The sequence below is a fragment of the Acetobacterium sp. K1/6 genome, assembly GCF_034438075.1.
In the GTDB taxonomy this organism is placed as follows: Bacteria; Bacillota; Clostridia; order Eubacteriales; family Eubacteriaceae; genus Acetobacterium; species Acetobacterium carbinolicum.
Genome location: NZ_JAXQGA010000002.1, coordinates 1 through 14174 on the forward strand (window position 1 = coordinate 1; position 14174 = coordinate 14174).

Below are 14174 nucleotides of genomic sequence, written 5' to 3' on the forward strand. Positions count from 1 at the left end.
GGCTGCCTGATCAAAATGCGAAAGGAGATTTATCTAAATATTTCTGATTTCGTGTCTTGACAAGCGTGTACATTATACAGTGATTGCCGGTGCAGCGGTAGAAATTCTTCATCTTGCCACATTGGTGCATGATGATGTTATCGACGAGGCCGAGATAAGGCGGGGACATGCCAGTTTGCAAAAACAGTTTGGAAAAAAAGAAGCCGTGATTTGTGGTGATTACCTTTTTTGCATATCGCTTGCGATGGTAGCTGAGATTTCAAATCATTATTCCCAAAAATTAAATGTGTATACCCAGGCAATGACAAAAATTTGCCTGGGAGAACTTCGCCAATTTAAACATAATTCCGATACCGAGCTCAGTGTGATGAACTATTTAAAAATAATAGCAGGAAAAACGTCGGCACTTTTTTCGCTGGCGATGTATTCCGGTGCGATTATAAATGAATGTAGTGATAAAGAAGCGCGCTTTATGGGACGAATTGGATATAATATGGGTATGGCATTTCAGATATTGGATGATTGTGCGGATTATGAATCGGATGTTGCGGCAACTAAAAAGACGGTTAAACATGACCTGGCCGAAGAAGTGGTAACCTTGCCGCTTATTTATGCCTTTCTTAAAAAACCGGAACTTAAGCATCATATCCGCCGTCAGCAGCTGTCACCGGGTGAGATTAATGAAATTATTGCCGAGGTTGTTAAGGTCGGTGGGGTATCAATGGCCCGGGATGTGGCAGAAAAATACTATCTAAAGACAAAAAAAATGATAAATACTCTTACGGAAGAAAATAAAAAGTTGTTAATGAATGAAATCCTTGGAAGAATTTGGAAAGTTGAGAATTAAGGGATGGTAGGACGATTTCTAAAGTATGTTGAGATTCAGACAAAAATGGCCAGTGTACTTCCTTTTCTGCTCGGCTTGTCTTATGTTATTTATGCATATGGACGGTTTGATCGTTTAAATACCTTGTTGTTTTTTGCCTCAATGCTGAGCTTTGATATGGCAACAACCGCGTTAAATAACTATATTGATGTAAAAACAAATGGTAAAATACTGGAATTCTCAAAAAAGACAGCAAAGCAGATAGTGCTGATTCTTTTGATTTTGGCAAGTTGTTTGGGTTTGGCGCTGGTATTTTATACCGGGCTCATTGTTTTGGCTATTGGGGCCTTATGTTTTGGAGTTGGGATCTTCTACACCTTTGGTCCGGTTCCAATCTCGCGGTTGCCCTTGGGCGAGATTTTTTCGGGTTTATTCATGGGCTTATTGATCCCCTTTTTAGTGGTTTATATTAATGCGCCAAAAGAGAGCTTGATCGACTACGATTTTTCGAATTGGATTCTTATCGTTTCTGTTAATGTATTGAATATGCTAAAGTTAGGCGTTGTTGCAATACCGGCGATGACCGGTATTGCAAATATTATGCTATCCAATAATACCTGTGATCTTGAAGCGGATGTTGCCGTAAACCGCTTTACCTTACCTTACTATTTAGGCGTAAAAAATGCGGTGAATCTATTTGCAGCACTTTATTATTTAGGCTATGCGTCAATTATAGTTATGGTTTTATTTAGAATTGTGCCAACATATGGACTGATTATTGTATTTGGTTTAATCCCAGTTCAGAAAAATATTCAAATCTTTCGAAAACAACAGTCTAAATCAAGCACTTTTCCGCTGAGTGTACAAAACCTCGGGATCATGGTGATTCCGGTGATTATTAGTTTAATAGCAGGGGTGATCTTTAAATAAACGATCATTCACAAGAAAACAGAATCCATGGAACAGAATCCATGGATTCTGTTTTTTTTCTTGACATCAATCCGAGAATGTATTATTGTATTAATAAGATAATACAATAATACAAAGGAGAACAGCCATGAAGTGGATCATCGATTCAGATCGCCCCATCTATAAACAGTTGGTGGAACAGATAGAGCTCAGAATCATTTCCGGTGTTTATTCACCAGGAGACAAACTTGAATCAGTGCGAGAGATGGCAATGGATGCAGGTGTGAACCCCAATACCATGCAAAAAGCATTGGCAGAACTGGAAAGAATGGAACTCGTTTTTGCACAAAGAACCAGCGGCAGATTTATTACGGAGGATTTAAAAGTGATAGAAGAAGCGAAAAAGAAACTGGCAGTTCAAGAGATTGGCGCATTTCTTGAAAAAATGAAGAAATTGGGTATGAGCCGAAATGAAATACTGGCATTGATGGAAAAGATAGAGGAAGGGGACAAAGAAGATGACCATCTTAAACACTAACAATCTGACCAAGTCCTATGGGAAGAAAGCAGCCTTATCCCAAATTAATATGGAAGTTCCCCGGGGGCGGATCATCGGGTTACTGGGACCAAACGGCAGTGGTAAAAGTACCTTTATCAAGCTGGCAGCCGGTTTACTGGTGCCTTCATCCGGTGAAATATTTATTGATGGACAGGCACCCGGGGCTTTGACCAAAGCTAAGGTTTCCTATCTGTCTGAGCGCTCCTATCTCAGTGATTGGATGCGGGTTAGCGAAATTCTCGTCTTCTTTGAAGATTTTTATGAGGACTTCAATCGCATTAAGGCCGAAAACATGCTTAAAGATTTGGCTATTAATCCTGACGATCGACTTAAAACGATGTCTAAGGGAACAAAAGAAAAGGTCCAGCTGATTTTGGTGATGAGTCGGCAAGCCGAACTTTATTTACTGGATGAGCCCATCGGTGGAGTCGATCCGGCAGCCCGGGACTATATTCTAAATACCATCATTACCAACTATAAAGAAGAGGCATCGGTGATTATTTCAACCCATCTCATTGCGGACATTGAGCAGATTCTTGATGATATTATGTTTATTAATCAGGGGGAACTGGTGCTTAGTTCCAGCGTTGATGAAATACGAGAAACTCATAATAAGTCAGTGGATGGACTATTCAGGGAGGTTTTTAAATGTTAGGGAAACTAATCAAACACGAAACAAGGGCAACCAGCCGGATTTTTTTACCGCTTTACGGTGCCTTGCTGATTTTAACAATTTTTACCAAACTGGTAATGGCCATTGGTGCTCCGGATTTTTTTTCCGAAGCAGCATCTAATAACACAATAGCGGAAATTACTCTATGGATCAGCTTTACGCTTTATTTTATCTTAATCGTTGGTATTAGTGTGATGACCCTGGTAATGATTATTCAACGGTTCTATAAAAATCTGTTTACGGATGAGGGCTATTTGATGTTTTCGCTGCCGGTAAAAACCTGGGAGCTGGTTTTATCAAAGCTTCTGGTGGGGCTTCTCTGGTCAGCGGTTTGTACCGTCATGATTGTCCTAACCTTTGTCATTTTTTCGCTGGGAACTTTTTCGATGATGGAGTTGACCCAGGCTATCCAGGCAGCTTATCAGACGTTTTTCGTTGAAACTGGCATGAATCTCAATCTTTTTATAGCTGAACTGGCATTATTTTTAGCGGTTAATACGGTTGCATCAATACTGATGATTTATGTTGCCATTGCCATTGGACAATTATTCAGTCAGCATCGGGTCGTCGCAGCTTTTGGAGCCTATATTGTGATCACCATTGTACTACAGATCATTGGGTCGATTTTCATGGCTGTTTTTGCTATTGGAAATCTGGATATTCTGATATTAAACGGTCGTTCTGCTATGTCAACCATCCAATGGCTGATTAATGGGTCAACGATTCTTAATGTGGTGTTTGGTGCGGCGTTCTATTATGTGACTCAATATATTATGAAAAATCGTTTAAATCTGGAATAATTTACGTTGATTTGTGTTATAATAATCAGCAATTGAATGGTTTAAGCCAGAGAATAAAAAGAAAGTGGGTGGATCTAAATTTTTATTCAAGTCAGAGAGCTATACAAAGATTTCAAGTTGGGGAAAGAAGATATTCATATCCTCAAGGGAATCAATCTGGATATTGAACAAGGGGAAATGGTGGCCCTGCTTGGTCCTTCTGGATCGGGTAAATCCACCTTTTTGAACGTTCTGGGGGGATTGGTTCCACCAACCTCAGGGGAGATTCTAATCCGGGATTACCAGATCAGCGAAATGACGGAGAATGAGCTTTGTCTTTTTAGACGGGAGCATCTGGGTTTTATATTCCAGTCTTACAATCTCATTTCAACAATGACTGCGATGGAAAATGTGGCTCTGGCTCTGACCTTTGCTGGTGTCAAAAAAGAAATCCGCAAAGAACGGGCAATCGAAGCTCTGGAAGTGGTCGGATTGGTAGATCGGATGGGGCATAAGCCCAGCGAACTATCGGGGGGTCAGCAGCAACGGGTGAGTATTGCGCGGGCACTGGTGAACCATCCGGAGATTATTCTCGCCGACGAGCCGACCGGGAATCTGGATTCGAAAACCAGTGCGGATATTATGGAGATGATTTATCGACTGAATCGTGAAGAGAATCAGACCTTTGTCATCGTCACCCATGATCCGGATACAACCAAATACTGCACCAAGGTTATTCATATGCAGGATGGCCTGATTGAATCTGAAGTCAGCCAATAAGTGCTGAGCAGGAAAAAAATTAAGGAAATGGAGAAATCATGAAAGAGGTATCAAAAAAGAGGGTCAAGATGACGTGCTCAACACTGTTCTTATCCTTGCTGCTATTATTTTGTTTTGCACCGGCTGCGATGGCAGCCCCGGAGCAGCCATTGCTCCAAATTAGTGCCGTTACCTTTGATCCGGCTACCGTTTCACCGGGAAAGGACTTTAAAATGCTGGTCACCCTGACCAATCACGGTGAGTACCACGCCTACAATGTGACCCTGGATGTGTTATCACAAGCAGGAGCTAACGATCTGGGCGTTTTTTCCATGGTTGGTACCGGCGGTCATTTTTATGTCGAAAAAATTAAATCAGGGGAAAGTGCGGTTATTGAAATACCGATGGTATCTTCGCCCAGTGCTGAAGCAAAAAACTATAATCTCAATCTACAGCTCAATTGTGAAGACTATGATGGCGATGTCTATAATTTTACGGCCACGGTTGGCATTGTAATCAATGAAAGTGAATCGATGTCAATTATCGCACCGGAACGCTATGTGCTGACTAAAGATGACAAGGGTCTGACAACAATTGGCTTTGAAATTGCCAATTTCGGTTCTAATCCGGTACGGGGGGTTCAGGTGAGTGTGGCTGGCGCTGGTCTAGACTTTAGCAACACCTATCAGTATTACGGAACCTTTGAAAAAGAAGACAGTGACGATTTTTCAACCGAAGTGACAACAGATAAAACCGGGGAGTTTCCCGGCGTTATTACCTTGAAATTTATGGACAGCTTCAATAATGAACGCACCGTCGAAAAAGCGATCACTATTGTATCGGAAGAAGCAGTAGCAAAAGGGGATAATACCGAGGAAGAGAACTTTTTTGAAAAATTCCTTAGGGTAGTTTTCGGCATTGGTTCATAGAGAGGTGAGGGTGTGAATAAGCAAGAACTCCTGCGCTTATCCTGGGAGAATCTCTGGCGGATGAAATTTCGGACCATTCTCACCATTATTGGGGTGGTTATTGGCACCTCATCGATCATCGTAATGGTATCCATCGGTACGGGCGCTCAGAAAAGCATTACGGATGAACTCTCTGGGATTGGTTCAATCACGACGCTACAGGTTTATCAGGATCTTTCCTCCATGGGAGTGACTTCGATGGGCGGTGGAAAAACAGACGATAAGCTGATTCTCAACGATGATGCCATCAAAGATCTGAAAAAAATTGATGGCGTCGTGACGGTGACGCCAGTCGTGAATCTCAGTGGTGCAAACATTGAGGTCAAGCGTGAACAGTATGGGGTGTCGCTGATGGGGGTGGATTACGGTGTTTTAAAAGATATGCGCTACGAAACTACCAGTGGCAGAAAACCCGGTTCGAATGATAAAAACAGTGTTATTTTGGGGAAAGATGTGCTAACTAGCTTTACCTATACCGGGGCATCGGCTCAAGCGGAAAAAAGCGAGATAAAACCGGAAGATCTGATTGGTCAGAATGTTAATCTCATCATCCGGCGCACCAATGAAAATGGTGAAGAGGAGATAAAAAACCAGAAACTGAGGGTGACCGGGGTACTGGAATCCACTGGTGGCAACGAGGACTATGCGATCATTGCTGATTATCAACTGGTGACCGATTTAAATGAGTGGCAGACAGGGAAGAAAGCCAATGTCAAGAAACAAGGTTACACCCAGGCACTGGTGACAGTGGAAGATTCGTCGGTTGTTAATGAGGTTACGAGTGAAATTGAGACAATGTCGTTTACGGTCTTTTCAATGCAACAAATTCTTGATTCCATGGGCTCAGTTTTCCAGATGCTACAGATTCTTCTGGGCGGTATCGGGGGAGTGGCACTTTTAGTTGCCTGCATTGGGATCGTCAATACCATGACCATGTCCATCTATGAGCGCACCAAGGAAATCGGAATTATGAAGGTCATCGGGGCATCCATTACGGATATCCGCAATATGTTTATTGCTGAATCCACCATGATTGGACTAATTGGCGGTATGGTGGGAATTGTGATCAGCCTGCTTCTTTCGGTGTTGATTAATCTCATTGCCGGTCTTTTTATTGGTGGCGGTGGTGGGGTAACGATCTCCTACATTACACCGGGATTGGTGCTCTTTGCGTTGGTGTTTTCGGCCCTGGTGGGGCTTCTATCGGGGGTAAGACCTGCGATCAAAGCGGCGAACCTTAGCTCTCTGGATGCAATTCGCAGTGAATAGTGGCGGATAAAGTCAGATTATAATAATGAAATAAAAAGTATCATTGACTGTAGCTGAAGTGCTTAAGTGTGTGAAGGATTTATCAACTAAAACAATATAAAACTGAAAAAGAGAAGGAGTAACCATGAATTATTTAAACTTACTAATTAATCCTGTGAAATTTTTTAAACAAGCTGCTGAAAAAGAAAAACAGTCACTGTTAATCCCGATTTTAATTATTGCTATCATCGGGGGGTTAACCGGCGTGATTGCCGCAAACACGGCGAGCAGCATGGAGCTTCCCGCTGATCAAATGGGAATGATTAAGACGATCAGTATTGTCACAGCGGTTATTTTCACAATAATCGGCGTGTCGGTTGGCATGGTGGTCAAGGCTGCCATTTTTAACCTGGTGTTAAAAAAAATGGGTGGGGAAGGTTCTTTTAAAACCGCCTTTTATGTGGTGGGGCTTAACTATTTCCCCAAGATTTTCCAGAGTGTTCTCAACATTTTCTTTCAAAAACCGGTTGACATAACCAAGGTTTATGAAATGGACTGGATCGCTTTTTTGGGCGGGATCATCAATGTCTTTAATATCTGGCAGATTGTGTTGACGATCATTGGTCTGGCTATATTTTATGGCGTAAGCTACAAAAAAACGGCCATTCCAGTGATCGGACTAGAAGTCGTCGCAGCAGGACTGAGCCTGGGGTTATCACTGATCAGCCTTAATTCTGTAGCTGGATTACAACCCACGGCAATCAGCTAGAAAAACAGGGGGAAAAGGATGGGAATCGGTATTGATCTAGGCGGCTCGGCCATCAAAGGCGGGATCGTAGATAATCGGGGAGTGATTCAGGAAGAACGAAATAAAAAAACCCGAACGCATATGGGTTATGATCAGGTACTAGACGACCTAGGGTTATTAATTAAAGAACTGCATCAGCTCTCGCCAGAAGAAACGGTGGTGGGAATCGGTATTCCGGGAATCCTGTCACCGGATGGCGGAACCATTGTTTCCTGTCCCAACCTTAACTGGGAAAACCAGCCATTAAAAAAAGACCTCGAAACCAGGCTTGGGCTTGAAATACGGCTGGTTAATGACGCAACCGCCGCCTGTATTGCCGAAGCAGCTTTTGGCAGCACCCTGGGGAAAAAAAATTCGGTGATGCTGACCCTTGGTACCGGTGTTGGCGGTGGGATGATCATCAATGATCGGGTCATATTTGGTGCTCATGGCGTGGCATCGGAAGTGGGTCATATGATCATGGAAGAAAATTTTTATAACTGCAATTGTGGGAAAAATGGTTGCCTGGAGACCTTTGCTTCGGCAACAGCACTGATCCGGTATTGTCAGAAACAATTGGATGATGGCATGGATTCAACCTTAAGAAATATGAATAGCTTTGATGCTAGAGAAATTTTCGGGGCGGCCAAAGCTGGCGATGCCTTGGCGTTGGCCGCGGTTAATCGTCTGGCCCGATATTTGGGCTGGGCCATTGCGAATATTAATGATCTTATCGATCCGGAAGTATTTACCATCGGCGGCGGTTTATCGGGTGCCGGAGACTTTTTACTGGGTAAAATAATTGCTGAGACAAAAAGTCGTTTAACCTACCCTGCATATGCAATACCAGAAATTGTGTTAGCCAGATTTAGAAATGAGGCGGGTATGATTGGGGCCGCTCATCTTAGTCGTTTCATTTAAGGCAATTTGTTTTTCGGTGAATAAAAAAGTGTGAAATGATTGAATTTTTAAAAAAAATCATTGAAATAAAAGTAAGAATGATTATAATAGAATTAAGTCATATTATGATAAAGGAGAAATGCAATGCAAAAATTTGAATGTGATATCTGTGGTTATGTATATGACCCGGAAGTAGGTGATCCAGATAACGGGGTAGCAGCAGGAACTGCTTTTTCTGATATTCCAGAAGATTGGGTCTGTCCAGAATGTGGCGTTGATAAAAGTGCTTTTTCGGAAGTTTAATCAAAGTTAAGTAAATTAAAAGTAAGCGAAGCGACACGTTCAAAAGTGGCTTCATAAGTGTAAAATTTAAACCAAATCTGGTTTAAATTTTACACTTTTTTTTATTGCACGGTATTCTCTTAAAGATCGGACATTCCATACAGAAAAATACCTAAAATAGCAATATAGTACCTATTATTTGATGCCGATATGTTATACTCTTAACTATAGAAGGTGTTTATACGATTACATTTGTTATACAAAGGGGGGAGAACGTTGAAAGAAGTGTTTAGTAGCGTCAGGTGCGGAAGCGCATCCAGCCGGGCGCATTTAATCCAACTAGTGGATAAAGAAATCATTATCAAAATATTAGATGCGTTTACCAATGTTACAGGATTAACTGCTAACATCGTCGATGTTGAAGGGCACTCCATCTTTTCTAAAAAAGATGCCCAGAAAAATTGCGAATTTTGCCATATGATTTGGAAAATGGAAAAGCAAAAGGGAATCAGGCGATGTGTTGGGGCCTATGCCCGGGCTGGAAAACAGGCCGCTATTTTTGATGAACCCTATATTTTTCGTTGTCCGGCGGGATTGATCGAGTGGGCAGCACCAATTATTTTTGATGAAGAACATCTGGGTACCATTATTTGTGGACAGGTATTGATGTGGGAACCGGAAGAGTTTTTTTGGATTGAGTTAGAAGAAATGAACCGTTTTTTAACCGATGATTTTACAGCTTTGTTTGAAGCTGCGAAAAAACTCCAGGTCGTATCAGGAGAAAAGGTTCAGGGGGCAGCATCGCTGCTCCATGTCATTGCCAACTACATTATTAAAACAGGTGGAGAAAGTTTGCACCATAAAAAAGAAATTGAATTGCAACAACTGTTATTAAATGAGGAAATTCAAACCCGCAAGAATTTGGAAGAAAAGCTCAATAGTCAGAGCCTTAGTTTTTTTCTGGAAAAAGAAAAAGCATTAATCGGAAAAATTAAGCTTAGCGACCTGGAGGAGTGTCGGAAGCTCTTTAAGGTCATGTTAGCTGATATTTTCTCCAGCGAAGAGGAAAAGCTTTTGACCATGAAAGGCCGCGTTTACGAATTAGTGGTGGTCATGTCCCGGGCCTGTGTAGAAGCTGGGGTTGATATTGAAAAGTCAATGGGATTTAATGCCAATTTATTACAAGAACTGAATAATTGCTATAGTATCCGGGAAATTAATATTGTTGCCAATTCTCTGCTGGAACGGTATTTGGATGAAATTCATCATCACAGCAAATCAAAAAATCGGGCCGCTGTTGAAGGGATCAAAGGATTTATTCGAAATAACTATGCCAAAAATAACTCCTTGGAAGAAATTGCAGATTCAGTCTATCTCAGTCCTTTTTATGTCAGTCGAATCTTTAAAGAAAGCCAAAATATGACGGTCATGGACTATGTTACCAAGGTAAAACTGGATGAGGCAAAAAAAATGCTCAGTAATCCCCGTTATAAAATTGAAGAAATTGCGATGTCTCTGGGTTATAGCGATGGCTCATATTTTTCCAAGGTCTTTCGTCGTAATGAAGGAATGACACCGACACAATTCAGACAAAATCTATAAAAGGAGAATCACAGTGGATGGATATATAAAAGAAATTCAAGAAGGTTTAATTGAAGGGGATGCAGAAGTGGTCAAAAACTTAACGGAGCAGGCCCTGAATATGGGAATTTCGGCAGATGTGATCATGGCGAATGCCCTTATTCCGATGATGGAAGAAATTGGCAATGAGTTTAGAAACGGGAATATATTTATTCCGGAGGTATTGATGTCTTCCCGGGCGATGCACGCAAGTTTATATGTTTTAAAGCCACTGATTGTTGAATCCAAAATCAAACGAAAAAAAGGGTTGGTTATCATTGGAACTGTTGCCGGAGATCTTCATGATATTGGCAAGAATATGGTGTCAATGACGCTTCAGGGCGATGGTTATGAGGTTATTGACCTGGGAATTGACGTGCCAGCCTCATCATTTGTATCGGCGATTCTGAGATATAAGCCGGATGTTCTCGCGATGTCGGCACTTTTAACGACGACAATTGGTGAGATGAGGTATGTGACGCAATCGATTGTTAACGAAGGTATCAGAGATCGGATTAAAATAGTTGTCGGTGGCGGACCGGTTACTCAGGATTATGTGGAAGAGATTGGGGCAAATGGCTATGGAAAAGATGTTTTCGGAGCAATCGATATTGTCAATAAATTATTGGGAAATAAAGTAGGGTATTTCAATGTGTGATAAAAAGAACGAGTTATTAAACGGTAGACCACCGATTATTCTATTTACCGGCTTTCTCGGTTCGGGTAAAACAACGATGCTGCTAAAGACCATTGAAATGCTGGCTGCGGCAGATAAAAAATGTGCCATCATTATTAACGAAATTGGTGATGTGGGAATTGATAATCGGCAGATGCGAATGCTTGGCTATGACGTGCTGGATTTATTTGGTGGCTGTGTTTGTTGCACCATGAAGGTGACCCTGGAAGTGACCATTAATCATTTGCTGGAGAAGTATGAGGATCTGGACTATATCCTATTTGAACCCTCAGGTATGGCCAACCCATCTTCGATGTATCCGACGATTACTAATTGCGGCTATCATGAGGATGAGATACAGAATATCTTTATTTTTGATCCGACCCGGATTGTTTTATATCAAAAACGTCTGAACCAGCTCTTGAACGATTCGATCAGTCTGGCGAAATGCGTGGTGATTAACAAGATCGATCAGGTGAATGAGGAGGAGATTGGTGCAGTGGTAGAGATGATAATGGCGATTAAGCCCGGGATTAGAACATTCAAAATGAACATCAATAATGAGTTGAGCCGGGAATTTAAACAATTTTTTTAGAAAGCAGGGAAGAGATATGTATCAGGATGAATTTTTGCCGGTGGTTTTTAACGTCCGGCTTTCATCGAATCAGGCTTTGCCAGTCGAAAAATGGCGGTCACGGATTTATGATGTACTACATTTATATGTTGACCAGATTTGTAAAAACGAAGAGCACATGATCGGACATATTAAGGCACTGGCGCAGATTGATGAGCATGATTTTATTAAGTATAGCTGTGTCAGTAGTAACAATGTGATTAACAGTAAGTTTCATGGAGAGCACAAAGAAGTCTTTAATATAAATATGATTGTGAACTCGCTGGTATCGAATATCAGCGAAAATGAAAGCCGTGTTTTTCTTGAACGGTCATGTAGATCCTTAGAAAAGCGAGATTCGATTATCAGTATCACAATTGAGAACACACAAGAACGACCAGTAAGTCATCATCACCATGATCATGGCGATGGTGATGATTGCCCAATCTGTAATAGTCACCACCATAACTAATAAACCTGAATGATTTGCATAATTGATGTTATTTACAATAAAAAACATCAATTATGCTTATTTTATGCCGCAAATAAAACTAAAAAGCAATATAGTACCAAATTTTACAAAAAACGTCTAATGACGAAGAGTGAAAACAAGCGTATGATAAGAATATAAAATGAATTTTAGAAATCCTGCAGGTACTAAAATTTAAATCGAACTCAAGGAGGGGTAAATTAGTTCTTTCGAGACTATAAAAAATGATGATCGATTATAAAGCGTTAATCTGTTGCATAGAAAATCTTGATGGTGATAAGATCGTAGAAATAATAGATGATTTCGTCGCTTCTAATCCAACAAGGGATGAAGGGATCGACGTGATGAAAGTTTGTCAGATGGGTACTGAAAAAGTTGGCGTTTTGTATGAAAGAGGAGAATATTTCGTCAGTGATTTATTAGTTGCAGGAGCACTTTTAGAAGAAATAAAAGAAAAATTGCAACCGATTATTGGTGAGGATATCAGGAGTTTTAAGTCTGGCCGCATTACCCTTGGATCGGTATTTGGAGATGTACCTGAACCAGGAGAGATTGTTTTAGCTAAAATTGTACAACTGGCTGGCTTCACAGTCATTAAATCCAGAGCAAAAGTCTCATAAAAGGGGAATTAATTTAAAATTAGGAGGAAAAAATGGTAAAGAAGTTTGATCAATTAGCAATTAAAAACTTAGACGATTTTGTATACGGGGCTTGCCCCAATCCGGTAACAACTAAAAGTGGCATGGTTATTGGTGGTGGTATTGTTTATCCCGAAATTAACTTCACCTTACCAGGCATGGATGTTGATGATTCAACCTTGCCTAAAGCGGTAGGTATTTATACGGATATCATCGACGGGGTATTGAAACGGGCAGCAGAATTATATTCTGAAGGCGTTTTGGTTGAGTTTGAATTACTGCCGGAATTTACCCATTTTCCTAAATATGGTATTGAAGTTAATCGTGTTTTGCAAAATGGAATGAAAGAAGCAGCTGAAAAATATGGCTTAAAATCCGCCCTTCGAACCACCCCTAATGATTTAAGAGAGTTTGACCGTCCGCCAGTTATGCGTAGTGGACAATACTGGGAAACCATGCTGGAATTGTTCGAACAATGTGCCAAAGACGGGACTGACTTCTTCTCAATTGAATCAACCGGTGGAAAAGAAGTTCATGATGATGCTCTGGTAAAAGCAGATATTCGAATCGCTGTTTTTGCCCTTGGTATACTTGCTTGTAATGATATGGAATTCTTATGGAAACATATTGTCGACATTTCAGAAAAACATGGAAGCTTTGCAGCTGGGGATTCGGGTTGTGGATTTGCTAATACCGCCATGGTCCTTGCAGAAAAAGGCTTTATCCCTCATGTGTTTGCTGCCGTGATTCGAGTAGCGGCTGTTCCACGAGCTTTGGTAGCCTTTGAACAGGGTGCAGTTGGTCCAGACAAAGACTGCGCCTATGAAGGACCTTACATCAAAGCCATCACCGGTTGTCCCATCGCTATGGAAGGTAAAAGCGCAGCAGGTGCCCATTTAAGCCCAGTCGGAAATATTTCTGCAGCACTAGCAGACACCTGGAGTAATGAGTCTATTCAGCAGATCAGATTGTTGTCTGACATGGCACCGATTGTTGCAATTGAACAACTTATCTATGATGTCCGTCTGATGAATGCAGCCACAAAAAATGGACAACAATTAATGTTCCGGGATTTATTGGTTCAATCGGATTCCCCGCTGGATGTTCAAGCCTATGTGTTACGACCAGATGTGGTATTACGAATCAGTACCGAGTTAGTAAAAGAACAGAATCATTTCTTAAAAACGCGATTAGCGGCGAAGTTAACGGTTGCCGAGCTTAAAAAAGCGATCGTTGAAGGAAAAGTAAAAAGTGACAAGCGTGATATGAAGTGGCTTGATAAAATGGAAAAACAAATCGACAGTATTCCTGACGATCCTGATGAATTCTACAATCAAATGAAATCGGTACTTAACATGGATAAATTCATCCCGAGTGAATACGGCTTATAATTCTTTTGCTAAAACAAATAATTCAAATTGTGTGAAAATGATTAAAAAATCGAAAT

General features: G+C 41.1%; 17 protein-coding genes. All 17 read left to right on the plus strand.

Annotation, left to right across the window (positions count from 1 at the left end):
- Positions 1-79 precede the first annotated feature (79 nt).
- The 17 genes from U2P91_RS01875 to U2P91_RS01955 all read left to right on the plus strand — a co-directional run bounded on the left by U2P91_RS01875 (position 80) and on the right by U2P91_RS01955 (position 14118).
- Positions 80-847: a polyprenyl synthetase family protein gene (locus tag U2P91_RS01875; protein WP_322518942.1), complete on the plus strand. Its 768-nt coding sequence runs from the start codon at positions 80-82 to the stop codon at positions 845-847.
- A 3-nt stretch (positions 848-850) separates the two neighbouring features.
- The gene (locus U2P91_RS01880) at positions 851-1756 is read left to right on the plus strand and encodes a UbiA family prenyltransferase (RefSeq protein WP_322518943.1); all 906 of its coding nucleotides are present in this window, start codon (positions 851-853) and stop codon (positions 1754-1756) included.
- A gap of 127 nt (positions 1757-1883) precedes the next feature.
- A complete protein-coding gene (locus U2P91_RS01885) occupies positions 1884-2273 on the plus strand; it encodes a GntR family transcriptional regulator (protein WP_111886520.1) in 390 nt (129 codons plus the stop codon).
- Positions 2254-2949 carry an ABC transporter ATP-binding protein gene (locus U2P91_RS01890; protein ID WP_322518944.1) on the plus strand — a complete coding sequence of 232 codons (696 nt, stop codon included), beginning with the start codon at positions 2254-2256 and terminating at the stop codon, positions 2947-2949. The genes U2P91_RS01885 and U2P91_RS01890 overlap by 20 nt, the downstream gene beginning before the upstream one ends.
- Positions 2943-3767, plus strand: a complete 825-nt coding sequence (locus U2P91_RS01895) for an ABC transporter permease (protein ID WP_322518945.1) — start codon at positions 2943-2945, stop codon at positions 3765-3767. The genes U2P91_RS01890 and U2P91_RS01895 overlap by 7 nt, the downstream gene beginning before the upstream one ends.
- Before the next feature lie 78 nt (positions 3768-3845).
- Positions 3846-4526: an ABC transporter ATP-binding protein gene (locus U2P91_RS01900; protein WP_111886523.1), complete on the plus strand. Its 681-nt coding sequence runs from the start codon at positions 3846-3848 to the stop codon at positions 4524-4526.
- A gap of 68 nt (positions 4527-4594) precedes the next feature.
- Positions 4595-5434 (plus strand): hypothetical protein, encoded by an 840-nt coding sequence (locus tag U2P91_RS01905; RefSeq protein WP_322518946.1) that lies wholly within the window; start codon positions 4595-4597, stop codon positions 5432-5434.
- Positions 5435-5446: 12 nt separating this feature from the next.
- A complete protein-coding gene (locus U2P91_RS01910) occupies positions 5447-6742 on the plus strand; it encodes an ABC transporter permease (protein WP_322518947.1) in 1296 nt (431 codons plus the stop codon).
- A 124-nt stretch (positions 6743-6866) separates the two neighbouring features.
- On the plus strand, positions 6867-7490 hold the full coding sequence (locus U2P91_RS01915; protein WP_322518948.1) for a Yip1 family protein: 624 nt from the start codon (positions 6867-6869) through the stop codon (positions 7488-7490).
- 18 nt (positions 7491-7508) lie between these two features.
- The gene (locus tag U2P91_RS01920) at positions 7509-8429 is read left to right on the plus strand and encodes an ROK family protein (RefSeq protein ID WP_322518949.1); all 921 of its coding nucleotides are present in this window, start codon (positions 7509-7511) and stop codon (positions 8427-8429) included.
- Between the two features lie 123 nt (positions 8430-8552).
- Positions 8553-8711: a rubredoxin gene (gene rd / locus U2P91_RS01925; RefSeq protein ID WP_111886528.1), complete on the plus strand. Its 159-nt coding sequence runs from the start codon at positions 8553-8555 to the stop codon at positions 8709-8711.
- Between the two features lie 264 nt (positions 8712-8975).
- Positions 8976-10292, plus strand: a complete 1317-nt coding sequence (locus U2P91_RS01930) for a PocR ligand-binding domain-containing protein (protein WP_322518995.1) — start codon at positions 8976-8978, stop codon at positions 10290-10292.
- A 13-nt stretch (positions 10293-10305) separates the two neighbouring features.
- The gene (locus U2P91_RS01935; protein WP_111886530.1) at positions 10306-10968 is read left to right on the plus strand and encodes a cobalamin B12-binding domain-containing protein; all 663 of its coding nucleotides are present in this window, start codon (positions 10306-10308) and stop codon (positions 10966-10968) included.
- On the plus strand, positions 10961-11581 hold the full coding sequence (locus tag U2P91_RS01940) for a GTP-binding protein (RefSeq protein ID WP_322518950.1): 621 nt from the start codon (positions 10961-10963) through the stop codon (positions 11579-11581). The genes U2P91_RS01935 and U2P91_RS01940 overlap by 8 nt, the downstream gene beginning before the upstream one ends.
- A 16-nt stretch (positions 11582-11597) precedes the next feature.
- Positions 11598-12071: a hypothetical protein gene (locus U2P91_RS01945; RefSeq protein ID WP_322518951.1), complete on the plus strand. Its 474-nt coding sequence runs from the start codon at positions 11598-11600 to the stop codon at positions 12069-12071.
- Between the two features lie 242 nt (positions 12072-12313).
- Complete coding sequence (locus U2P91_RS01950; RefSeq protein WP_111886533.1) at positions 12314-12709, plus strand: B12-binding domain-containing protein; 396 nt, start codon at positions 12314-12316, stop codon at positions 12707-12709.
- 32 nt (positions 12710-12741) lie between these two features.
- Positions 12742-14118 carry a methyltransferase MtaB domain-containing protein gene (locus tag U2P91_RS01955; protein ID WP_322518952.1) on the plus strand — a complete coding sequence of 459 codons (1377 nt, stop codon included), beginning with the start codon at positions 12742-12744 and terminating at the stop codon, positions 14116-14118.
- The last annotated feature ends 56 nt before the right edge of the window (positions 14119-14174 follow it).